At 34.2% G+C, this 23,080-nt stretch carries 20 protein-coding genes; 12 read left to right on the forward strand and 8 right to left on the reverse strand.

The genetic code is table 11. The annotated features are described in order from the left end of the window. Window positions 1–74: 74 nt before the first annotated feature. From E0F91_RS01600 to E0F91_RS01625, 6 genes are all read left to right on the forward strand, one after another. Window positions 75–1,802 (forward strand): phospho-sugar mutase, encoded by a 1,728-nt coding sequence (locus tag E0F91_RS01600; protein ID WP_132064612.1) that lies wholly within the window; start codon window positions 75–77, stop codon window positions 1,800–1,802. A gap of 78 nt (window positions 1,803–1,880) precedes the next feature. After that, entirely contained in the window at window positions 1,881–3,728 is a 1,848-nt protein-coding gene (locus E0F91_RS01605; RefSeq protein WP_132064613.1) for an ABC transporter ATP-binding protein, read from the forward strand. 38 nt (window positions 3,729–3,766) lie between these two features. Further along, window positions 3,767–3,946: a hypothetical protein gene (locus tag E0F91_RS01610; RefSeq protein ID WP_132064614.1), complete on the forward strand. Its 180-nt coding sequence runs from the start codon at window positions 3,767–3,769 to the stop codon at window positions 3,944–3,946. Between the two features lie 2 nt (window positions 3,947–3,948). Further along, a complete protein-coding gene (locus E0F91_RS01615; RefSeq protein WP_132064615.1) occupies window positions 3,949–4,650 on the forward strand; it encodes a DUF2971 domain-containing protein in 702 nt (233 codons plus the stop codon). 579 nt (window positions 4,651–5,229) lie between these two features. After that, on the forward strand, window positions 5,230–5,487 hold the full coding sequence (locus E0F91_RS01620; protein ID WP_132064616.1) for a hypothetical protein: 258 nt from the start codon (window positions 5,230–5,232) through the stop codon (window positions 5,485–5,487). A 15-nt stretch (window positions 5,488–5,502) separates the two neighbouring features. Next, entirely contained in the window at window positions 5,503–6,300 is a 798-nt protein-coding gene (locus E0F91_RS01625; RefSeq protein WP_132064617.1) for a DUF3667 domain-containing protein, read from the forward strand. Between the two features lie 138 nt (window positions 6,301–6,438). Here E0F91_RS01625 and E0F91_RS01630 read toward each other — a convergent pair whose 3' ends face one another. The 3 genes from E0F91_RS01630 to E0F91_RS01640 form a co-directional block, all read right to left on the reverse strand. Then, a complete protein-coding gene (locus E0F91_RS01630) occupies window positions 6,439–7,161 on the reverse strand; it encodes a hypothetical protein (RefSeq protein ID WP_132064618.1) in 723 nt (240 codons plus the stop codon). A gap of 108 nt (window positions 7,162–7,269) precedes the next feature. Then, entirely contained in the window at window positions 7,270–9,738 is a 2,469-nt protein-coding gene (locus E0F91_RS01635) for a TonB-dependent receptor (protein WP_243698816.1), read from the reverse strand. 11 nt (window positions 9,739–9,749) lie between these two features. Continuing rightward, complete coding sequence (locus E0F91_RS01640) at window positions 9,750–11,447, reverse strand: M23 family metallopeptidase (protein WP_132064619.1); 1,698 nt, start codon at window positions 11,445–11,447, stop codon at window positions 9,750–9,752. Between the two features lie 174 nt (window positions 11,448–11,621). On the opposite strand from E0F91_RS01640, the gene E0F91_RS01645 reads away from it, so the two are divergent. The 3 genes from E0F91_RS01645 to rny all read left to right on the forward strand — a co-directional run bounded on the left by E0F91_RS01645 (window position 11,622) and on the right by rny (window position 13,988). Next, on the forward strand, window positions 11,622–11,912 hold the full coding sequence (locus E0F91_RS01645; RefSeq protein ID WP_132064620.1) for a hypothetical protein: 291 nt from the start codon (window positions 11,622–11,624) through the stop codon (window positions 11,910–11,912). Window positions 11,913–11,920: 8 nt separating this feature from the next. Further along, window positions 11,921–12,214: a cell division protein ZapA gene (locus E0F91_RS01650; protein WP_132064621.1), complete on the forward strand. Its 294-nt coding sequence runs from the start codon at window positions 11,921–11,923 to the stop codon at window positions 12,212–12,214. Window positions 12,215–12,422: 208 nt separating this feature from the next. Continuing rightward, entirely contained in the window at window positions 12,423–13,988 is a 1,566-nt protein-coding gene (rny, locus tag E0F91_RS01660) for a ribonuclease Y (protein WP_132064622.1), read from the forward strand. 110 nt (window positions 13,989–14,098) lie between these two features. On the opposite strand, the gene xerD is transcribed toward rny, so the two are convergent. Both xerD and E0F91_RS01670 read right to left on the reverse strand, forming a co-directional pair. After that, window positions 14,099–15,016, reverse strand: a complete 918-nt coding sequence (gene xerD, locus E0F91_RS01665; RefSeq protein ID WP_132064623.1) for a site-specific tyrosine recombinase XerD — start codon at window positions 15,014–15,016, stop codon at window positions 14,099–14,101. A gap of 75 nt (window positions 15,017–15,091) precedes the next feature. Then, on the reverse strand, window positions 15,092–15,682 hold the full coding sequence (locus E0F91_RS01670) for a porin family protein (RefSeq protein ID WP_132064624.1): 591 nt from the start codon (window positions 15,680–15,682) through the stop codon (window positions 15,092–15,094). A 400-nt stretch (window positions 15,683–16,082) separates the two neighbouring features. Here E0F91_RS01670 and E0F91_RS01675 point away from each other — a divergent pair, with 400 nt between their 5' ends. The 3 genes from E0F91_RS01675 to E0F91_RS01685 all read left to right on the forward strand — a co-directional run bounded on the left by E0F91_RS01675 (window position 16,083) and on the right by E0F91_RS01685 (window position 19,717). Next, window positions 16,083–16,646 carry a porin family protein gene (locus tag E0F91_RS01675; protein WP_132064625.1) on the forward strand — a complete coding sequence of 188 codons (564 nt, stop codon included), beginning with the start codon at window positions 16,083–16,085 and terminating at the stop codon, window positions 16,644–16,646. A 76-nt stretch (window positions 16,647–16,722) separates the two neighbouring features. Then, on the forward strand, window positions 16,723–17,136 hold the full coding sequence (gene aroQ, locus E0F91_RS01680; protein WP_132064626.1) for a type II 3-dehydroquinate dehydratase: 414 nt from the start codon (window positions 16,723–16,725) through the stop codon (window positions 17,134–17,136). Window positions 17,137–17,230: 94 nt separating this feature from the next. Next, complete coding sequence (locus tag E0F91_RS01685; RefSeq protein ID WP_132064627.1) at window positions 17,231–19,717, forward strand: DUF5686 and carboxypeptidase regulatory-like domain-containing protein; 2,487 nt, start codon at window positions 17,231–17,233, stop codon at window positions 19,715–19,717. A 169-nt stretch (window positions 19,718–19,886) separates the two neighbouring features. Here E0F91_RS01685 and E0F91_RS01690 read toward each other — a convergent pair whose 3' ends face one another. The 3 genes from E0F91_RS01690 to E0F91_RS01700 all read right to left on the reverse strand — a co-directional run bounded on the left by E0F91_RS01690 (window position 19,887) and on the right by E0F91_RS01700 (window position 23,007). Further along, entirely contained in the window at window positions 19,887–20,756 is an 870-nt protein-coding gene (locus E0F91_RS01690; RefSeq protein WP_132064628.1) for a cation diffusion facilitator family transporter, read from the reverse strand. A gap of 114 nt (window positions 20,757–20,870) precedes the next feature. Continuing rightward, window positions 20,871–22,181: a UDP-N-acetylglucosamine 1-carboxyvinyltransferase gene (murA, locus tag E0F91_RS01695; protein WP_132064629.1), complete on the reverse strand. Its 1,311-nt coding sequence runs from the start codon at window positions 22,179–22,181 to the stop codon at window positions 20,871–20,873. A 100-nt stretch (window positions 22,182–22,281) separates the two neighbouring features. After that, complete coding sequence (locus E0F91_RS01700; protein ID WP_132064630.1) at window positions 22,282–23,007, reverse strand: DUF4290 domain-containing protein; 726 nt, start codon at window positions 23,005–23,007, stop codon at window positions 22,282–22,284. Window positions 23,008–23,080: the final 73 nt, after the last annotated feature.

Genomic DNA, 23,080 nt, shown 5'->3' on the forward strand with positions numbered 1-23,080 from the left:
GCAGGATTAAGCTCCTAAATAAAACAACTTTTTTTAAATTTTAATTACGAATTTAGAAACTAAAAAAATAGAGCATGGATATCAAACAAAACATTTTAGATGCAGTTAATGAGTGGCTGACACCAACATTTGACACCGCTACACAGGAAGCGATCACCGAAATGATGACTACATCTCCTAAAGAACTGGAGGAGAGTTTTTACAAAAATCTTGAATTTGGAACTGGTGGAATGCGCGGTGTTATGGGTGTGGGAAACAATCGCATTAATAAATATACGCTGGGAAAAAGCACACAAGGACTTTCGGATTACTTGCATACTTCATTTCCTAATCAACCGTTAAAAGCTGCTATTGCTTACGATTGTCGTCACAATAGCGATACTTTGGCTAAACTAGTTGCGGATGTTTTTTCGGCTAACGGAATTGAAGTGTATTTATTTTCAGAGATGCGTCCTACTCCAGAATTGTCATTTGCGGTGAAACACTTAGGATGCCAATGCGGAATTGTGCTAACGGCATCACACAACCCACCAGAATATAACGGATACAAAGTGTACTGGCAAGATGGTGGACAAATTGTACCGCCGGAAGACGAGGGAATCATCAATGTTATTGAAAATTTAAATTACAATCAAATCAAGTTTACAGCCAATGAAGACTTAATCCATTATATTGATACAGCAGTGGATGAGGCTTTTATCAAATCGACTATTGAGAATGCAAGTTTTGGGACTTCGGCTGAAGCCAAAAAAGAGCTGAATATTGTTTTTACCTCTTTGCACGGAACTTCTATAAAATTAGTTCCTGACACTTTAGCGCAAGCGGGCTACCCTAATGTAAATATTGTAGAAGAACAAAGGGTACCAAATGGGGATTTCCCTACGGTTAAGTCTCCAAATCCTGAAGAACCGGAAGCATTGACAATGGCATTGGCCTTGGCTGATAAAACGAATTCGGATATTGTTATTGGTACGGATCCAGACTGCGACCGTTTAGGAATTGCCGTGCGAAATAATGAAGGTAAAATGACTTTGCTGAACGGAAATCAAACGATGATTTTGATGACTGCCTTTTTATTAGAACAATGGAAAAAAGCAGGAAAAATCAACGGAAAGCAATTTGTAGGTTCTACTATCGTTTCTACTCCTATGATGATGGAATTAGCCACAAACTACGATGTGGAATGCAAAGTGGGATTGACTGGTTTTAAATGGATTGCCAAAATGATTAAGGATTTCCCAGAGTTAGAATTCATTGGCGGTGGTGAAGAAAGTTTTGGTTACATGGTTGGCGATGCCGTACGCGATAAAGATGCTGTTGCAGCTACACTGTTGATTTGCGAATTAGCGGCTCAAGCCAAAGCGAAAGGTAGTTCAGTGTACAAAGAATTACTACAATTGTATGTTGATAATGGTTTTTACAAAGAACATTTGGTTTCATTGACTAAAAAAGGAATGGATGGTTTACAGGAAATCAACCAGATGATGATTGATTTACGGGAGAATCCATTGAAAGAAATCAACGGACAAAGAGTTGTTATGGTGGAAGATTACCAATCCTCGATAGCTAAAAACCTATTGGATGAAACCGAATCTACAATGGCAATTCCAAAATCGAATGTTTTAATTTACTACACTGAAGATGGATCCAAAATTTGCGCTAGACCAAGTGGAACAGAGCCCAAAATAAAATTCTACATCAGTGTAAATACGGAATTGGAATCAGTAGAAGATTTCGACGAAGTAGAAAGCATCTTGGACAATAAAATAAAAAATATTATTACTTCAATGCAATTGAATTAATTAAATACAAAATTGATTTTTCTGACAGACCCGATAAGTGTAGCACTAATCGGGTCTTGATGATAAAAAACAACTTAAATGGACGCAAATTTCAAAAAAATAATTCCTTTCACGAACCCATATCGTTCGCATGTGGTATGGAACGTACTCTTTAATATTCTTTACGCATTGTTTAGCACTTTGTCTTTTATTGCATTAATCCCAATGATGGACGTCCTTTTTAGTACTAGTGAAAAAATAACGGAGAAACCCGTTTTAGAATCTATTTTTGATATCATCAAATTTTCAAAACAGTACCTATATTACAACATCACATTACTCACTGAAAAAAATGGTCCTGAGTTTGCCTTATTGTTAGTAATAGCGATAGTAAGCGTGACGTTCTTATTAAAAAACCTATTTAATTACCTAGCATCGAATCACTTGATGCATTTAAAAAATGGTGTATTGAAGGATTTAAGGAATTCAATGTACCATAAAATCATCAACTTGCCTGTTTCTTACTATTCAGAAAAAAGAAAAGGAGATATTATGGCCCGAATGCTAGGCGATGTAAACGAGGTTCAAAATTCTTTTTTTTCTGTCTTAGAATTGATTGTTAAAGAACCAATGACCATTATATTTACACTTGTAGGTATGATTGCAATAAGTTTCAAGCTGACCTTATTTGTCTTTATTTTCATCCCGCTTTCAGGGTTGCTAATATCAAAAATTGGTAAAACACTGCGCAGCAAATCCGAAAAAGTTCAATATGAAAACGGCTATCTAATATCGATTGTAGAAGAATCTTTATCGGGACTAAAAGTGGTAAAAAGTTACAATGCCGAATCAAATTTTAAACAAAAATTTAATGATTCCGTTACCCGAATTTTAAAATTATCTAATAGCATAGGTAAAAAAAATAATTTGGCCACACCATTAAGTGAGTTCTTAGGAATCATTACCATTTGCATTTTGCTCTGGTTTGGCGGAAAAATGGTACTTGTTGATACCTTACCAAATGGGAAAGCATTGCTGGATGGTGCTAAATTCCTTGCTTACATGGGCCTTGCATACAATATTTTAACCCCTGCAAAAGCCATTTCAAAAGCCTCGTATTCCGTAAAAAATGGACTAGCGGCTGCCCAACGTGTTTTTGAAGTTTTAGAAGTAAAAAATGAGATTACCGATAGTGAGAATGCCGTTAAAAAATCAACATTTGAAGACAGTATAACCATTCAGAATATTAATTTTAGATACGAAGAGGAGAACGTTTTAAAAGACTTTTCACTTCAAGTTAAAAAAGGGCAAACCGTTGCGCTTGTAGGACAATCCGGAAGTGGAAAAAGTACGATAGCTAATTTGTTAACTCGCTTTTATGATGTTAATGAAGGAACTATAAAAATTGATGGAATTGACATCAAAGACATGAATCTGCACTCACTTCGTGATTTGATGGGGTTAGTAACACAAGACAGTATTTTATTTAATGATACCATAAAAGCAAACATTGCTTTGGGAAAATTAGATGCGACGGATGATGAAATAGTAGCAGCATTGAAAATTGCGAATGCCTATGAATTTGTAAAAGACCTGCCGTTAGGAATTCATACCAATATTGGCGACAGCGGAAACAAACTTTCTGGGGGTCAGAAACAACGATTGTCTATTGCGCGTGCCGTTTTGAAAAATCCTCCAATTATGATTTTGGATGAAGCCACATCAGCATTGGACACTGAAAGTGAAAAATTTGTTCAAGTAGCACTAGAAAATATGATGCAAAACAGAACTTCTATTGTAATTGCACACCGTCTTTCTACGATTCAAAAAGCCGATTTGATTGTAGTGATGCAAAAAGGAAAAATTGTGGAGCAAGGAAAACACGAGGAACTTATAGCCTTGAATGGCACTTATAATAAATTAGTGAATCTACAATCTTTTGAATAAAAGATTGTAGAGATTTGATTTAATATTAAACAAAAGATATGAAAAGAGAGTATTTTGGAATGCTATTTATAATAGGTTTTGTTTGTTTAGCGCTAACAGCTAATTACTTTTTTGGGAAGTTAATTCTTGAAGACTATATTTCTAAATTCATTGTAATTTGGATTTTAATTGCTTTTAATGTCGGCCAGTATTCCATGCGATTTCCAAAATCTTTTTAAAAATGTACATCAACAATCCAAACATAAAGCTTCCTGAAAATCCAAATACTGTTGTTTGGAAATACTTGGACTTATCTAAGTTTTTAGATTTATTGATGTCCGAAAAATTATTCATGTCTCGATCCGATAAATTTGAAGATCAATATGAAGGGACTTTTAGCGAACCTACATTTGAGGAAATAAAAAAGCTTTCCATTGACAATCCTGACTTTTTGAATTATTATAAAACACATCGGGAGAAAGTTGCGGTTAGTAGCTGGCACATCAATGAATATGAATCGTTTGCTATGTGGCAAATTTTCACACAAAACAGCGAAGGTTTGGCCATTCAATCCACTATTGGACGTTTACAGGAATGCTTGAATCCGGAGACTAATTTTGAGCAGTATATCGGGGAAGTCAATTACATCGATTATAAAAAAGAACACATTCCGTTTGATGATTTGTTTTTTCCTTTTTTATTCAAACGAAAAAGCTTTCAATATGAAGGCGAAGTGCGCATCTTGACTGACATTGGCGAAAGCGAAATCAAGATTAATGAGGGACTGAAAATAAGCGTAGATATCAATCAGTTGATTGAAAAAATATACATTCATCCCAAATCAGAAAACTGGTATAAAAACCTTGTGATTCAATTAGTGAAAGAACTTGGTTTTAATTTCACCATTGAAAAATCAGACTTGGAAAGTGATATTTTGATTTGACAACAACTTAAAAAAATAATTTGGACGAAACCATTTTAAGTTATTTCCAAATCAATAAAGCAAGATTTTTTATATTTTTTAGATAAATATTGCTTTTAAGCATCTAAAAACTATTAATATAAAATCAATCACCTTGATATTAAATCAATAAAAGGAAAAAATATCAATATCATGACTACACTTTATTTGAAATAAGCAAAAATTATTTACCATTATGATGTATTTTCGTAGCAAAATTTTAATGAATTAAGATCTTCAAAAAATAGAGCAGATGAATTTGAAAAACTTGACTAACGAAGAACTATCAATAGAATGTAAAAAAAGAAAATCAGCTCGCACATTTGCTGGTTTTTTTATTGGAATGTTTATTGGTATCGCAATATGAAGTACTGTAAAAAACGGACTTGGATTTTTTACTTTCTTGCCTATTTTGGTGGGATATTATTTTAGAAAAGTAGGCTCGAATTTTAATGAAATTAAAGATGAAATGGCGTTAAGGATAGACAATTTATAAGACCCCTTTACACTATTGAAAATCAAAAAACCAACTAACTATACTATTTAAACCAAATCAAAATTATGAAAAAAAATACCTTAGCAGAAATATCAAATGAAGAACTTTTAAAAAGGAGGGAACTTTTTAAAGGAATTGCAATAGGTTTCTCTATTATCTACCTGTTGATTATAACCCTTATACTATACCTCCTAGTAACAAAAGGACTTAAAGAAATATCAGCAGTTGTATTTGTACCAATTTTCCTTTTACCCACAACATTACTGCCGTTGCTAATCTATTTCGGGATGTTAAAAAAAGAAATTAAATCCAGACAACTTTAATTCACCTTACAATCAATGGACCAAAACTGCCTAAACTGCAGCACACTAATTTTGAATAATTTCTGCGATAATTGTGGACAGAAAAAATTTAAAAAAATAGACCGAAAATACATTTGGGATGAGATTCAATACACTTTCTTACATACCAATAAAGGATTTCTATATTCGATAAAAAACATTATCAAGAATCCAGGGAAAACAGCGAGAGCGTTCGTAGACGGAAATAGAGTAAATCATTACAAACCAATATTGTTAGTATTTGTATTAAGTGGTATCTCCACTTTTATCTCGATAAAAATAATTGGTTTCGAGAAAATCATGAGTGCTTTTTATGCTAGGGAAACTCTCAACTCTGCATACATGAATGATGTAATGACTGCTCTAAAAAGTTATAATTCAATTTTAATGTTACTGCTTGTACCCGTCTTTGCATTAACGACCAAACTTGCGTTTAGAAAATGGGGAAATAACTACTATGAACATGTAGTAATAAATGCTTATATTGTTTGCGTTTACACTCTCTTTAACATTATTATAATTAGCCCGTTACTATATATTTTCAAAAATAATATGGACTACTTTACAATGACCTCTAGTTTGAGTATGTTAAGTGTTCCTTTAATTTTAGTTTGGTTTTTTAAAGGATTTTATCCAATGAGGCCTCTAAAAAGTATTATCGGCCGTGTACTTTTAACTTTTACCTGCTTATTTATTTTGTTTTTACTTTTTGTGGTACTTGCGATTATTGGAGGTGTTGTTTATGCCATGATAGCTGGACCAGAATCATTAGAGTATTTCAAGCCAAAACAATAATCCTGAGTTTGTAAGTAAAACAAACCAATTATATACAAAACGCAGTTGCTTCAAGAATTTAAACAACTGCGTTTTGAATTTTGATATTGAAATAGAAAAATCAGATTTAGAAAGTGATATTTTGATTTAGAAATTTAACTAAACTGGCTCGTAACCCGTTATTTTCCATTCTTTAGTAGACAAATCGATGAAATAATAATTCACCACATCTTGCTTGTCAAACTCGCCATTTTTATTGGTATCCTCAACAGTTCGAAAGTACAAACGGTTTTTAGAACCTATCAATTTCCAGTCAATTAATTCTTGAAAATCAGAGGACATCTTAGTGAATCGATCCCCGCTAATATCACTTAAATACAACGCTTTGATATCGCTTGTGTCTAATTTTCCGTCTTTGTTAGTATCCATATCCACCATGGTATACACCATAATCTGGTTGTTGGTTCTATCAGCAACCGACTTTAAATACGTGGCTGTTTGAATTAAAACAGGTTTATCGGTCAATTTACGGATGGAATCCGAATCTACTTTTTGGAATTTTAAATTTTGTAAAAAACCAGTGATTTCAAATTCACCATAGTTTGATATGGTAAAACTCAAATCATTCACACTAGAAGAACCATATCTCGATTTTATTCCTTTCTCCCGAATACTTAAATCCGCAACAGGATGAATCAAATAGTCCGTTCCCTCCATTTGAAGAGGCAAATCAGCAATTTGTATTTGTGTAGAATCTGCTTTGGCTAGTTCTTTTGCTTTACTTGTTCCATCGTAAGTCACTTTTGGTTTTTCAACTTCTTCCTTACAACTGGTTAAAAACAAAAATGCTAGTCCTATTATCGAAATATGTAGTTTTTTCATGTTGATGTACTTTAAAATCCAAATGTAATCATTTTTAAAAATGGTAACGCCATTCAATACTTGATTTAACTAATTAAAATAAGATTAACTGCTCCTAAATTATATGGTTTATAACTTCGCAGTTAACTTTATATTAAAAACTCTGGTCGTCATATAATTAGGAATTGCATATTGATTTTTAGAATACACATCCCGTACCCAAGTATTGGTAATGGCATTTTGATTGTCAAAAAGATTAAAAATTTCCAATCCTATCGCCAACTCTTTAAAGTCCTTGAACAATCCGGAATTCTTTTTTACAGTAGTATTGTCAATAAAAACTTTAGAGAAACCCACATCTACTCGGCGGTAATCATTCAATCGGTTTTGGTATAAATAAGGATCCGCATACGATGGCGAACCGCCTGGTAATCCCGTATTGTAAACTAGATTTAGATACAATTTTATGCTTGGAATATTAGGCATATAATCTTGGAACAAAATCCCAAATTTCAATCTTTGATCCGTAGGTCTGGCAATATACCCTTTATCATTACTGTTTTCCTCAGTTTTCAAATAACCAAAACTAAACCACGATTCTGTTCCTGGTACAAACTCCCCGTTCAAGCGCACATCTAATCCTTGCGCATAAGCGGTCGTATTATTGTTGGCTGCATACCGTATGCGAACATTGTCAATCGTGTACGTATTTACATCGGTTAACGATTTATAATACAATTCCGAAACCAACTTGAAAGGGCGATCCCAAATTTTGAAACTATAGTCATTCCCTAAAACAAAATGAACCGATTGTTGTGCTTTGGTATTGGGCTGTACCGTTCCATCAGCAGCTCGCAATTCCCTATAAAATGGCGGTTGATGGTATAATCCTCCCGAGAGTCTAAAAACCATATCTTTCTCCCAATCTGGTTTAATGGCAAATTGTGCTCTAGGACTAAAAGTGATTTGCGATTTTCCAGCTATAGCAGCGCCTAAAACCTCCCAATTGTGAAAGCGAACGCCAGCATTATACCAAACTTCACTTGAACCAATATTCGATTTTAAACTCCACTGACCGTACCCTGAAAACCGATTGATGGAGTTAAAATTTGTCGCTCGGATATTTTGATACGGAACAAGCGGTCCGATGTAAGGCGTATACGGTTGATCATTTTTAGGCAAATCAATAATGGGTGGATTCAATGAAAAACCAGCTGAATCAATAACCTCCCACTCTATTATTCTGTCACGAATGGATTCTCGTGTATATTTTATTCCCCACTCCAACTGACTTTCTTTCCAATCATGAAATCCTTTTATCTCAGTATTTACAATCAAGGCATCCAAATCATTTCTGGCATGACTTAACTGTGAACCAATTCCTCTAGTGAATGCAACATCTCCAAAAGTTTCAGATCCAATATTAGAATCCACTTCACCCAAACGGTACTGAGCGAAAATATCAAAATATTCTTGTTCTAAAGTATGAAAAATAGACCCGATAAATTTCAGCGTAAAATTATCCGAAACATTGTATGTTGTCTTTACAGCGCCAAAATAGGTATCGTACTTATCCTTTTCTTGACCTTCATAAAAAACAGTGAGCGCCATAGGATTATCTATGGTTCCAAAATTAGTCCGCCTCGATAAGGGTTGGTATTGGTATTTATTTTGAGAGATATTCCCCAGAAAACTCCATTGCCATTTAGTCGAAGCTTGGTAATTTATATTCGTTTGAATATCGGCAAAGGATGGCGTAAAATTCGTTTGTGTCTCTTGGCTGTTCACCAAAAGACTGTTATTGCGGTACCGTACTCCTGTAACTGCGGACCATTTTTTATCTTTTGAAACCGCATCAACAGCAACGCTTCCACCAAGGAAACTAGCTTCTAGGCTTGCGCCAAATTGCACCGGTTTGCGGTACGTTATATCTAAAACAGAAGACAATTTATCTCCAAACTTTGCTTGAAATCCTCCCGCCGAGAACTCAATGTTTTGCACTAAATCCGTATTAGTAAAACTTAATCCTTCTTGTTGTCCGGATCGAATCAAGAACGGACGATAGACTTCAATTTCATTCACATAAACCAAATTCTCATCATAATTCCCACCGCGTACGGCATATTGCGTACTCAATTCGTTATTAGAATTTACGCCTGGTAAGGATTTCAAAATATTTTCGATTCCAGCATTTGCTCCAGGGATTTTCCGAATCATTTCAGGCTCAATTGCAGTAATACCCTGAATTTGCTTCCGGTTGTTTGAGGTCACAATGACTTCTCCCATTTGTTCTTCTTGATCACTCATTACTGGATTAAACTCCCTTTGTTCATTGGTGTCCAGAGAAAAAATCACAGTTATTTTTTTTAAAGAAACATGCGTAAAAACAAGAGTCACTTGTTGGTTTGCAGGAACTTTTAGATTGTAAAAACCATTTTGATTGGTACGCGTTCCACCACTCGAATAAGAAACATTGACGTTTTCTACTGGTTGATTGTTTTTGTCTAAAATAACTCCTTTTATTCTCGCCGTTTGAGCGGATAAAGTTAGACTCAAAAAGACAAATAAGAATACAGGTAATAATTGATTCGCACCCAAAGTGTATGGTTTTATTTTTTTTGACTTCTAAAAAAACGAGTTTCAAAGGTAGTTGAATTCCCTACATTATCTGTTACAACAACTTTTAAATCATTGGCACCATCCACAGCAATACCATCACTAAAATAATGAGTCAATTTTCTAGTCTTATTATCGTATTCAAATAATACCCATTTTCCGTTTAAAAAGCCATTGTATGATTTAATACCTGATAATTCATCGTAAATAGATAGTTGTAGCGTTTTTTGATCACTAATCCATTTTCCTTCAACGGGAACAGGCATAAATATTTTTGGGGCAACAGTATCTGAAACCAACGCATATTTGCCCAAGATTTTAACCTTAGTGTTAAATACATTATCCTTTCTGTAGGTTGGGTTGTAATTTATTTTTTTTCCTTCGATTCTGCCAATAAACATTTTTTCTTTTTGCAATTCACTTGATTTAGTATCTTCAATAGCTATCGTAAAATTAGTGTGCGCTGGCACGGTATCATCATGTAAAAACAACGTATCATTTTTTACATCAAAATTCAAATCAAAATCTTCATAAAAAGTTCCCGCAGGAAAGAAAACCGACATGTTTGCTAAGGCAAAATTGCTGTCTTTATTCGCTCGAACAAAATAATTGGATTGCGCAGGTTCCTTGCTTATTATGGTTGGCAAGATATCGTATTTGATGGGAATTGCGATTGTTTTTTTATTTCCAAAAAAATCTGAAACTTCAATACGATACAAAGATGCTAAGTTTGGCATTACTGGCAAAACCCCTTTATTATCATCTGCTTGGATAAAGCTCAAATTATAGGGAGTTTTCATGAAAAGCTTTTGAACGCGTTGTTGCATTTTCTTATATCGCGAATAATCAATCAGCGCATTGATATAGCGCATATCATCAAAGGAATACGTATTGAATTCATATCCGAAATTTGGTTTTCCGTTATAAAAAGACTGCACTTTATACACCCCATTATTATTAAAAGAAACATCATCCGTGTCATAAGCCGAAATTCCAAAACCAATTGCACCATTTGCAACCACTTTATCTGCAAGATAGGTTCCGTCTTTTTGTAATGAAACATTCAATAATAAAGGACGTTTAGAATGATTCACTGTAGTTTTCGAATCCAAAGGATACACATAAACACCTGAAACAATTGGCTTCTTAGTGTCTTTCAAAAATTTATTGTAGCCAAAAAGCATTGGATTTATGATAAACTCCGTTTTAGAATCCCGAAATTCAAAATGCAAATGCGGTCCTTCTGAAGCGCCTGTATTACCTGAAAAAGCAATAATATCGTCTTTTTTTACAACCATTTCATTCGGCTTAAAAAACATTTCAATTTCAAACGATTGTTCTTTGTAATGCGTTTTCTTGATGTAGTTTTCAATTGCACCATTGGCCATTTTTAAATGTCCATAAACAGATGTATACCCATTAGGATGATTGATGTAAATTGTTTTTCCGTTACCAAAAGTTGATATTTTTATTCTTGAAACGTACCCATCAGCCACTGCAAAGACCTTTAAACCTTCTTTTTGTTGGGTTTTCAAATCGAAACCAGCATGAAAATGATTGGGTCTCAATTCTCCAAAATTCCCTGATAGTTGCATCGGAATATCTAAAGGCGATCTAAAATAATCTTTTGGATAGTCTACTTGGGCAAAAACTCCAGTACAGAAAAATAAAAAATATACAGAAAATCTCATGGTTTACATTTTTGCTAAGATAAAAAAAGTATTCAAAAGAGCACTAAAAAAATTAGTTCGTAACCATTTATACAACTGATATTTAACTAATTTAATGCAAAAAAAATAATAAAATATTGCAAAATTAAAAAGGAATACTAACTTTGTATGATTATGTAATGAATAAGATATATAATGAGTGCGATTGCAGAAATTATTGATACTCTTGAAAGTAAGATTGAGAAACTTTTTACTAAAATGAAAGGTTTGGAGAAAAACAATCAAGATTTGAAAGACGAATTAACAAAAACTGCATCCATAATACAAAATCAATCACAGCAGATTGAAGCATTAAAAACGCAGTATGAAACACTCAAAGTAGCAAACACATTACTAGGCAGTGACGATAATAAAAGAGATACGAAGCTTAAAATAAATTCATTAATTCGCGAAATTGATTACTGTATAGCACAGCTATCAGATTAATAAAAAATATGGACGAAAAGCTTAAAATTAAAATATCAATAGCGGACAGAGTCTACCCATTAACGGTAGATCTATCACAGGAAGAAGGCCTTAGAAGCGCTTCGAAAAAAATTGATAAGATGATCAAGCAATTTGAAGAAAATTATGCCGTTCGTGACAAACAAGATGTTTTGGCCATGTGTGCCTTGCAATTTGCCTCGCAAACAGAACAAAAACAAATTGACAATACCATTGATGGAGAAGCTACGATTGAAAGAATTAAAAAAATCAATACGCTTTTAGATCAATATCTCGACAAATAAACGTTCTTTACAAAAACTAAGATACTGCCTACATTAGTTCTTATTTGGTAAACTCAACACTAACAATTTAGAATGAGCAAATCATCGTTACTATAGCAAGCCAATTCAGTTTGGAAGCTTGAACAACGAGTTAGCTCAAAACTTGTCTTTTCGAGTTTATTCAATTCACTCTAATGTAGGCTTTTTATATATATAAATTTTAACAAACATGGACAACATATTAACGATTATTATTTCAGGAATTATAGGTATTGCAGGAGGTTTTTTTATCGCCAAACTGATAGAAAAAAGCAACATTTCCAACTTAATTAAAAATTCAAAAAAAGAAGCCGCTTCCATTTTGAAAGATGCAAATCTTGAAGCCGAAAACATAAAGAAAGATAAAATTCTACAAGCAAAAGAGAAATTTATTGAATTAAAATCAGAACACGAACAAGTTATTTTATCTCGTGATAAAAAAGTGGCTGAAATAGAAAAAAGAGTGCGCGATAAAGAATCTCAAATTTCTAATGAATTATCAAAAGCTAAAAAAGTCAATGATGATTTTGAATCAAAAACTGTAGAATACAATACTAAAATTGAGAATTTAGACAAGAAACAAGCTGAAGTTGAGAAACTGCATAAAAGTCAATTGCAACAATTAGAAGTAATCTCTGGCTTATCAGCTGAAGAGGCTAAAAACCAATTGGTAGAAGGTTTAAAAGCGGAAGCTAAAAGCAAAGCGATGTCTCACATACAAGACACGATTGAAGAAGCTAAATTAACTGCACAACAAGAAGCTAAAAAAATAATCATCAATACCATCCAAAGAGTTGGTACAGAAGAAGCAGTAGAAAATTGCGTTTCTGTTTTCAACATTGAATCGGATGATGTAAAAGGTAGAATCATTGGTCGTGAAGGTAGAAATATTCGTGCACTAGAAGCGGCTACTGGAGTAGAAATCATTGTTGATGATACACCCGAAGCGATTATCCTTTCTTGTTTTGACCCTGTACGTAGAGAAATTGCACGTTTGGCATTACACAAATTAGTAACGGACGGAAGAATTCACCCAGCACGTATTGAAGAAGTAGTTGCAAAAACGGCTAAACAAATTGACGATGAAATTATAGAAGTTGGTAAACGTACCGTTATCGATTTAGGAATTCACGGATTACACCCTGAATTGATTAAAGTGGTAGGTCGTATGAAATACCGTTCTTCCTACGGACAAAATTTATTGCAACACTCGCGTGAAGTATCTAAACTGTGTGGAATCATGGCTGCTGAACTTGGCCTAAACGTAAAACTGGCTAAAAGAGCTGGTTTATTGCACGATATTGGTAAAGTTCCAGATGCCGAAAGTGATTTACCACACGCTTTATTAGGAATGCAATGGGCGGAGAAATATGGTGAAAAAGAAGAGGTTTGTAACGCTATTGGGGCACACCACGATGAAATTGAAATGAAATCATTATTGTCGCCAATCATTCAGGTTTGTGATGCAATATCAGGAGCACGACCAGGAGCAAGAAGACAAGTATTGGATTCTTACATTCAACGTTTGAAAGATCTTGAAGAAGTAGCGTACGGATTTAGCGGTGTAAAAAATGCTTATGCCATTCAAGCTGGTAGAGAACTTCGTGTAATTGTAGAAAGTGAAAAAGTTTCGGATGAGAATGCCGCTAGTTTATCATTCGATATCTCACAAAAAATTCAAACTGAAATGACTTATCCTGGACAAGTTAAAGTAACTGTTATTCGCGAGACAAGAGCCGTGAATATTGCAAAATAATCTTCCTCTAGCTTCACCAAAAAGAATAAAGAATAAAAAATAAAAAGACCTATTGAATTTCGATTCAATAGGTCTTTTTATTTTTATTATAAAGCACAACTCTTCTGTTTTTACTTTTCCAAGCTATCAAAATTATTTCTAGGATGGAAGGAATGAAGCACTTCCGTCAAAAACTTACGATCAAGATGCACATAAATTTCTGTTGTTGTTATCGATTCGTGACCTAACATTAACTGAATAGAGCGTAAATCAGCACCATTTTCCAACAGATGTGTTGCAAAAGAATGCCGCAAAGTATGTGGACTAATCGTTTTATTTAAATCTATTTTTATCGCTAAGTTTTTAATAATAGTAAAAATCATAGCTCTGGTCAACTGCCTCCCACGTCGATTCAAAAATAAGGTATCCTCAAATCCCTTTTGGATACCACTATGATTTCTACTGGTTTCGCGGTATAACTGAATGTACTTTTGAGTGATTTCACTAATGGGAACAAAACGTTGTTTGTTACCCTTTCCTGTGATTTTAATAAAACCTTCTTCAAAAAATAAATCGGATATTTTTAATGCGACCAGTTCAGATACTCTTAAGCCACAACCGTACAGCGTTTCCAGCATGGCTCGGTTTCGCTCTCCTTCATTTGTAGTCAAATCAATAGCTTCTATAAGTCTGTCGATCTCATCCACAGCTAAGATATCGGGTAATTTCCGTCCTGTTTTTGGTGTTTCAATCAGTTCCAATGGATTGTCTGTGCGATACTCTTCAAAAATTAAATAACTAAAAAAACTTTTGAGACCTGAAATAATTCTGGCTTGCGAACGTGGATTAACTTCCTTTGAAACACTATAAATAAACTGTTGCACCAATTCTCCTCCAATAGTAATAGGCGAAACAAAGCTGTTATTTTGATCTAAAAAAAGACACAAACGTTCAATATCAAAAGAATAGTTTTCTATTGTATTCTTTGACAAACCGCGTTCAATTTTTAGATACGATTGATAACTCTTTATATAACTGTCCCAATTCATGGCTCCAAAGTAACTCTTTTTTAGGCACAAAAAAACCACTACTAAGAGTAGTTTTGATATAGTAAAAAGAAATAATTATTTTCCCCATTTTCCGCCACCCACATAAAATCCTAAATGGATTCCTACGTATGAATTAGCTACAGTACCTTGATTATTTCCATTGATATCTTGTAAAGTTGATTCAGGCACTAAATTATATTCTAATCCCATTCTGAATTTTCCCCACTCAAAACCACCACGAACTAATCCTCCCATTTTACCGGTTGCATCTACGGTAAAATCATTATTATTATCCGTATCATCCAATTCTACATTTGCAATACTATAATAACCAGCACCAGCACCAATATATGGAACAAAAGATTTCCCCGCGCCGTTGAAATAATAATCATAAGTAGCAACATACGAGCCATTAGCAGCCACTTTTGCACTAGTAGTAGCGCCAGAATCATTTATATCACGAACAATCGCAGCTACTCCTATTCGTAAACCAACATTCATATTATCTTTAATATTATATTTGGGTTCTAATGACAGCAAGATTCCTCCACCACCGTTTGTTGGAACAACTCCTAAATCTAAGCCCACTCTAAAACCACCCTCATTTTGTGCGTTTCCACTGAGACAAAGCAAACCAATACATACTGATAAAATAACTTTTTTCATTTTTTAAATATTTGATTAATAGGATTATAAAATTATACTAATTTTATAGTAATAGACTTCCTACCATTATAAGTTGTTAACATTTTTTACTAGATCAAAATTAAATTATCCAATACCACAAAAAATATAAACACTAATTTTATAATTAATCATTAGTTAATTGGTACTAAATAAAAAAACAGTACATGAAATTCAAAATGCTATAATCTAACCTTTTACCCTAAATAAAACTTGTGCTCCTAGTTGAAAATAATAAAATTTAACAAGCAATAACAAATCCGAGCTGTTTTGGACTAATTTTTGTATCTAGGATTTCCGAAACTGTTCACAATAATTATTAAACAAAACAGTTTTAAGTAAGAGTCCCATTTCAATTAATAATAATCAATAAAAAAAAATTATGAAAAAAATAATTCTAGTAGCAGTAGTGCTTCTTGCCGGATCAGTAGATATGCAAGCACAGTTAGTACGATTTGGATTTAAAGGTGGATTGAATTACGCCAATCAATCAGGAAGCAACATCACAGTAAACAGTGACAATTATAATACCGATGCGATAACCAGCTATCATGCGGGTTTAGTAGCTGAGCTTAAATTAACAGATGGTTTCTCTATCCAGCCCGAATTATTGTATTCTACTCAAGGGGCAACTTATAAGAACGCCGTTGATGAATTCAAGAACGAATTGGGTTATTTATCCATTCCTGTTTTGGCAAAAATACATTTCAACAAAACTGTGAGTTTAGATCTTGGACCACAAGCCTCTTTCTTATTAAGTGAAAGAAACGAATTTGATGTCAAAAATGCAGAAACTTTTGAGTTTGGAGTAGCAGGAGGATTAAGTTTAAATGTCACTAAAAACTTTTTTCTTCAAGGACGTTATGTATTAGGATTAACTGAGGCTTCAAAAGAAGCAGAAGTTAAGAATTCAGTACTTCAAATTTCAGCAGGATTTAAATTTTAGTACTACTATAAAATTAAATTTACTAAACCGTTCTATAAATTGGAACGGTTTTTTTATTTTTACCAAAACAAGCACCATGAAAATCAGTATCATCAACGGACCAAACCTCAACCTTCTTGGTAAACGCGAACCAGAAATTTATGGAAGCCAAACTTTTGAAGAATATTTTACCACTTTGCAAATCCAATTTCCAACTATTGAATTTACTTATTTTCAAAGTAATATCGAAGGTGAATTAATTGATAAAATTCAAGAATACGGTTTTTCATTCGATGGAATTATCTTAAATGCTGGAGCGTACACGCATACTTCCATAGGAATTGGCGACGCCGTAAAAGCCATTACAACTCCAGTTGTTGAAGTCCATATTTCGAATACTTTTTCTCGTGAAACTTTTAGGCATCAATCCTATATTTCAGGTAATGCGAAAGGAGTTATTCTGGGTTTTGGTTTAAAGAGTTACGAACTCGCGATACACTCTTTTTTGTAGTTCCACATTATAATTACCTCCCAAAGCAATCTTTAACAAATAATTAATACGCTCTTTTTAAACTTCTTCTATTTTTGTGAGAGAAAAAACTTTCATGAAAAAATACTACTTACTTCTGCTTTTCTTAGTTTCATTTGGCAGCCATGCACAAATAAAAGGAACTGTTTCGGACGAAAAAGGAAATCCCTTGCCTTTTGTCACTATTCTTCAAGAAGACACCTATAATGGAACCACTTCAAACGAACAAGGAAATTACGAGTTCAACTTAAACAATAAAGGAAAACAATCCGTTGTATTTCAGTTTTTAGGTTTTAAAACCCAAAAAGTAGCTATCCAAATTGATAAACTACCTTATTCGTTGAACATCCAAATGATCGAAGAGAGTTTCTCGTTGAACGAAGTAATCATCAACAAAAAAAATAATCCAGCTTTAGCGATTATAAAAAGTGCGATTGCCAGCAGGAAACAAAACACTGAAAAGACGAATCGATTCAACGCCGACTTTTATTCCAGAGGTATTTTTAAACTAAAAAATGCACCTAAAAAAATATTAGGACAAAAAATTGGCGATCTTAATGGTGCTTTAGATTCTACCGGAACCGGGATTATTTCATTGTCCGAGACCTTTTCTAAAATAGCATTTGAAAAACCCAACAATTTAAAAGAAGTCGTTACAGCCTCAAAAGTTAGTGGCAGCAACAATGGCTACAGCTACAATACGGCCAGATCTTCGTTCTATGATTTCTATGACAACACTATCGATTTTGGTGTCCAAATGATATCTCCAATAGCGAATAATGCTTTTAACTACTACAATTACAAGTTAGAAAGCACTTTTATTGACGAAAATGCCAACATGATTAACAAAATAAAAGTATCTGCAAAGCGCGATAGCGAACCTGTTTTTGAAGGATACATTTATGTCGTGGAAGATTCCTGGGCAATTTACGCCGTTGATTTAGATATAAAAGGCTACCGAATAAAAGAGGAGTTTCTGGATGTAATGACCTTAAAACAGAACTTTAGCTACAACAAAAGCAATAAAATTTGGGCCAAAAACACCCAAAGTCTCGAAATTACAGCCGGTGCTTTTGGTATCAAATTTACCGGTAAATACAATTATGTGTATAGCAATTACGAATTCATAAATGCATTTGCTCCCAAAACATTTACAAATGAAATTACGCGCATCGAAATAAATGCCAATAAAAAAGACAGCTTATTTTGGAATGCGAACAGACCCATTCCGTTAACAATAGAAGAAAGTACGGATTATGTCAGAAAAGATAGCATTTACAAAGTTCGAAATTCAGAAAAATACTTAGATTCAATTGATGCAAAAGGAAATAAATTTAAACTATTAAAACTGCTGACCGGTTACACCTATAAAAATAGTACCAAAAAAAACAGTTTTAGTTACGAAGGGTTATTAAATCTTGGCTCACTAAGTTTCAATACCGTTCAAGGATATAATTTTGATTCGGGGTTTCGATACACCAACTGGAAAAACCAGGAAACTAAAGGAATATATACTTCGATCAGTACCAAACTCAATTATGGTTTTGCTGAAGATCGTTTGCGTGTCACCGGACAATTTATCCACCGGTTTAACAATCAGAATTATGCCACGTTATATATGACTGGTGGTAGCTCCGTAAAGCAATTTAATCCGAATGAGCCGATTAGCAAAGTGATAAATACAATAAGCTCTTTGGCTTTCAAGAACAATTTCATGAAGCTGTATAATCTGGAATCGGTTGCAATTGGCTACAGCCAAGACATTGCAAATGGAGTAAATCTAAATGGAAAGATAGACTACCAGCAACGCAAACCATTATTTAACAATACTGATTTTTCTTTGTTTAGCAAAGACGATTTATACACGTCGAATAATCCGTTGGCACCAAATGATTTCACCAGTTCGGCTTTTGAAAAGCATCATTTGACGAAAATTAATTTGCTTGCAAGAATCAATTTTGGAAACAAATATTCCTCTCGTCCCGATGGCAAATTCAACATCCGAAATGATAAATATCCAACGCTATATTTAGGATATGAAAAAGCAGTTGCAGCCAACGAAAAGAAGTATGAGTTTGACCAGTTCAACACGAGATTAACATACGATTTGACCTTGGGCAATAAAGGAGTTTTAGGGATGAATCTAAAAGCAGGAAAGTTTCTGAATGCAGATAATATTGCTTTTATAGACTACAAGCACTTTAATGGCAATCAAACCCACATTGGACAAACAGCGCGTTATTTGAATGTGTTTAATTTGCTTCCATATTATTCTAACAGTACGAATGACAGCTATTATGAAGCGCATACGGAATACAACGACAAAGGATATATTATAAATAAAATACCGTTGTTGAATAAACTTAAATCAACTTTAATATTGGGTGCTCATGCACTGGCGACTCCTAATAACAAACCTTATACTGAAGTCACAGTTGGGCTGGACAATTTAGGTTTTGGTAAATTTAAAATGCTTCGTGTCGATTATGTACGTTCCTACCAAAATGGTTTTCAAGGGGATGGAGTTGTTTTTGGGTTAAAGTTTTTGAATATATTGGAGTAAACAAAGATTCTATTGATCAGTTCGAGTGTAGATGAGAACACTTAGTGCATCTCGATTGCGCTCGATGTGACAAAAACAATGGACTAAAAGATTATGACAAATAGTATTAAATTAAAAAAGGCACCAGAAATTAATTTTGGTGCCTTTTTTAATTTTATTGGATACCAATCTAATCATTTGGTTCCACATGAATTAACACATGTCCCAATTCCGGGATTTCTTCCCGCAAAGTATCTTTTAGTTTATGAGCGAGATCGTGCCCTTCTTTCACAGTAATATTTGAATCAACCGTTGCATGTAAATCCACGTGATATTGCATACCGGCTTTTCGAATGAAGCATTTCTCGGTATCAATAATTCCATCCACCTGAATAGAAATCATTCGGATTTGCTCGATCAAATCATCGTATAAATGCTCGTCCATTATTTCGCCCAAAGCGGGTCTGAAAATAAGGTAACTGTTATAAAGTATGAATCCCGAAGCAAAAAGTGCTGCCCAATCATCAGCAGATTCGTAACCATTCCCCAAAATTAAAGCAAGCGAAATCCCAAGAAATGCCGCCACAGAGGTTATTGCATCGCTGCGATGGTGCCAAGCATCGGCTCTTAGTGAGGAACTATTGGTTTGAATGCTTCTTTTCATCACGATTCGAAAAGAGTATTCTTTCCAAATTATTATTGCACCAAGAACGATTAATGTCCACGGTTTTGGCAATTGATGCGGCGTTCCAATATTGATGATACTTTCATAGGCAATAATTGTAGCCGATGTAATCAAAAAACCTACCACCAAAAAAGTAATCAAAGGTTCTGCCCTGCCGTGTCCATAAGGATGATTCTTATCCGCTGGCCTGTTTGAATATTTGATTCCAAACAACACTAAAAAAGAAGCAAAAATATCCGTAGTCGATTCAATTGCGTCGGCAATTAGGGCATACGAATTTCCAAAAAAACCGGCTAAGCCTTTTATAATTGCCAGACAAGTGTTTCCTATGATACTAAAATAAGTCGCCTTGATTGCCGTTTGTTCGCTTGACATGTATTTTATTTATAGGTGAACTAAAACTAAAATCGTTTAAGTAAACCGAATTGAATTTTAGATTTAAATCCTTTCTAGCTTACTTAAACGATATTTTTTTATGATTTATGTTAGTTACGCGCGTACGATATTCGCTCCAATGGCTCTCAATCGTTCGTCAATGCGTTCGTATCCTCTGTCAATTTGTTCAATGTTTTGAATCGTGCTCGTTCCTTTTGCAGAAAGCGCCGCTATCAATAAGGAGATTCCAGCACGAATATCAGGAGATGACATTGTGGTTGCTTTGAGTTGTGATTTGAAATCATGTCCCATAACAACAGCACGGTGTGGATCACATAACATGATTTTTGCTCCCATGTCAATTAATTTATCGACGAAAAACAATCTGCTTTCAAACATTTTTTGGTGAATCAAAACATCGCCTTTTGCTTGAGTAGCCACCACTAAAACAATACTCAATAAATCCGGAGTAAATCCTGGCCAAGGCGCATCAGCAATTGTAAGAATAGAACCGTCAATATCTGTTTTCACTTCATATCCATCTACGTGTGCAGGAATGTAAATATCATCGCCACGACGTTCCAATGTGATTCCTAATTTTCTAAAAGTACTAGGTATAACTCCAAGGTTATCCCAACTTACATCTTTTATTGTTATTTCTGATTTTGTCATGGCAGCAAGACCAATCCAACTTCCGATTTCAATCATATCGGGAAGAATTCTATGCTCGCAACCACCTAAACTTTCAACCCCTTCAATAGTCAATAAATTAGATCCTACACCTGTTATTTTAGCTCCCATAGAGTTCAACATCTTACACAATTGTTGCAAGTAAGGCTCACAGGCAGCGTTATAAACGGTTGTTTTTCCTTTGGCCAAAACAGCCGCCATAACAATATTAGCAGTTCCTGTTACGGATGCTTCGTCCAATAACATATCGGCACCTTTCAATCCTTTTGGTGCTTCTACGCCATAAAAATGATCTTCTCTGTTGTAACGGAATTTAGCGCCCAGATTGATGAATCCTTCAAAATGCGTATCCAATCTTCGGCGTCCAATTTTATCACCACCTGGTTTTGGAATATATCCTTTTCCGAATCGGGCCAAAAGTGGTCCAACAATCATAATAGAACCTCTTAAAGAACCGCCTTCTTTCTTGAATGCTTCGGTTTCCAGATATTGTATGTTCACTTCATCCGCTTGAAAAGTATACGATCCTGATCCTGTTTTTTGGATTTTTACACCTAAATTTCCTAAAAGCGTAATTAGTTTATTGATATCTATAATATCGGGAATATTATTGATAATCACTTTTTCAGGTGTTAAAAGAACGGCACATAAAATTTGTAACGCTTCATTTTTAGCTCCTTGTGGCGTGATTTCTCCTTTTAGACTAATGCCTCCTTCTATTTTGAAAATTCCCATTTTTTACAGTTATGAGTTATAAATTATTAGATATAAGTTAAAAATTGAGCGCTAAAAGTTAGAAAATTTCATAACTAAAAACCCCTAATTAATAACTTCCTTACAAAGGTTTTCTATTTTGATTTTTGTGAACTGGATTTGGTTTTCCCGTTTTCGTATTCTTATTGCTAAGAATTTTCGGTTGGCCAACCGGTAAGATTTTATTCGAAACCCGTTTGTTGGTTCTTAATAAATCAGTGGTATTTAATAATTCTTCAGTACTTTGAATCAAATTCAATTTCCCGTCGGACAGTTCATATAAATGTTCGAAAATTACATCATCTTTCACCGTGTCTTTATTCCAACTCAAATAGGACTTTTTCATGTGATTGGCAATCACTTTCACCAACGCACTTTTCATCTCGCCATCTTCCCATTTATTAGCCACATCAATCATATATTTGATGTTGTTGCCATAGTACCTGTATTTTGGAAAATTCTGTGGGTATTTTAAAACATCCGGTTTCAGCTGTAACACTTCACGCGATGGAATTGGATACGGAGAATCCGCCACCAATTTAAAATCAGACATAATAAACAGCTGATCCCACAATTTGTGCTGAAAATCAGGAACATCACGCAAATGTGGATTCAAACTACCCATCACCTGAATAATGTATTTTGCCGCTTTGTTGCGTTCTACATCATCTTCAATTTTAGTTGCTTGATCAATCAATTTCTGCAAATGACGGCCGTACTCTGGAATAATCAAATGCGATCTCTCGGCATTGTATTCCAAATGATGCACAACATCATTCGAGTTTTCTTTAATGTATTTTGAATTCATATTCGAAAGTATCTGTTTTGATTCCTAATGCTTTTTTTTCGAATCGTAATACCATTCGAACTTAGCACATCAA

This window comes from Flavobacterium sandaracinum (assembly GCF_004349135.1).
Taxonomy (GTDB): domain Bacteria; phylum Bacteroidota; class Bacteroidia; order Flavobacteriales; family Flavobacteriaceae; genus Flavobacterium; species Flavobacterium sandaracinum.

Bases quoted from the DNA above. Each gene is read 5' to 3' on its own strand.
- rny (WP_132064622.1), top strand. From the start codon at position 12,423: ATGGACAACATATTAACGATTATTATTTCAGGAATTATAGGTATTGCA.
- E0F91_RS01640 (WP_132064619.1), bottom strand. From the start codon at position 11,447: ATGAGATTTTCTGTATATTTTTTATTTTTCTGTACTGGAGTTTTTGCC.
- E0F91_RS01685 (WP_132064627.1), top strand. From the start codon at position 17,231: ATGAAAAAATACTACTTACTTCTGCTTTTCTTAGTTTCATTTGGCAGC.
- xerD (WP_132064623.1), bottom strand. From the start codon at position 15,016: ATGAATTGGGACAGTTATATAAAGAGTTATCAATCGTATCTAAAAATT.
- aroQ (WP_132064626.1), top strand. From the start codon at position 16,723: ATGAAAATCAGTATCATCAACGGACCAAACCTCAACCTTCTTGGTAAA.
- E0F91_RS01670 (WP_132064624.1), bottom strand. From the start codon at position 15,682: ATGAAAAAAGTTATTTTATCAGTATGTATTGGTTTGCTTTGTCTCAGT.
- E0F91_RS01645 (WP_132064620.1), top strand. From the start codon at position 11,622: ATGAGTGCGATTGCAGAAATTATTGATACTCTTGAAAGTAAGATTGAG.
- E0F91_RS01630 (WP_132064618.1), bottom strand. From the start codon at position 7,161: ATGAAAAAACTACATATTTCGATAATAGGACTAGCATTTTTGTTTTTA.
- E0F91_RS01675 (WP_132064625.1), top strand. From the start codon at position 16,083: ATGAAAAAAATAATTCTAGTAGCAGTAGTGCTTCTTGCCGGATCAGTA.
- E0F91_RS01600 (WP_132064612.1), top strand. From the start codon at position 75: ATGGATATCAAACAAAACATTTTAGATGCAGTTAATGAGTGGCTGACA.
- E0F91_RS01625 (WP_132064617.1), top strand. From the start codon at position 5,503: ATGGACCAAAACTGCCTAAACTGCAGCACACTAATTTTGAATAATTTC.
- E0F91_RS01650 (WP_132064621.1), top strand. From the start codon at position 11,921: ATGGACGAAAAGCTTAAAATTAAAATATCAATAGCGGACAGAGTCTAC.
- E0F91_RS01605 (WP_132064613.1), top strand. From the start codon at position 1,881: ATGGACGCAAATTTCAAAAAAATAATTCCTTTCACGAACCCATATCGT.
- E0F91_RS01620 (WP_132064616.1), top strand. From the start codon at position 5,230: ATGAAAAAAAATACCTTAGCAGAAATATCAAATGAAGAACTTTTAAAA.
- E0F91_RS01700 (WP_132064630.1), bottom strand. From the start codon at position 23,007: ATGAATTCAAAATACATTAAAGAAAACTCGAATGATGTTGTGCATCAT.
- E0F91_RS01690 (WP_132064628.1), bottom strand. From the start codon at position 20,756: ATGTCAAGCGAACAAACGGCAATCAAGGCGACTTATTTTAGTATCATA.
- E0F91_RS01615 (WP_132064615.1), top strand. From the start codon at position 3,949: ATGTACATCAACAATCCAAACATAAAGCTTCCTGAAAATCCAAATACT.
- murA (WP_132064629.1), bottom strand. From the start codon at position 22,181: ATGGGAATTTTCAAAATAGAAGGAGGCATTAGTCTAAAAGGAGAAATC.
- E0F91_RS01610 (WP_132064614.1), top strand. From the start codon at position 3,767: ATGAAAAGAGAGTATTTTGGAATGCTATTTATAATAGGTTTTGTTTGT.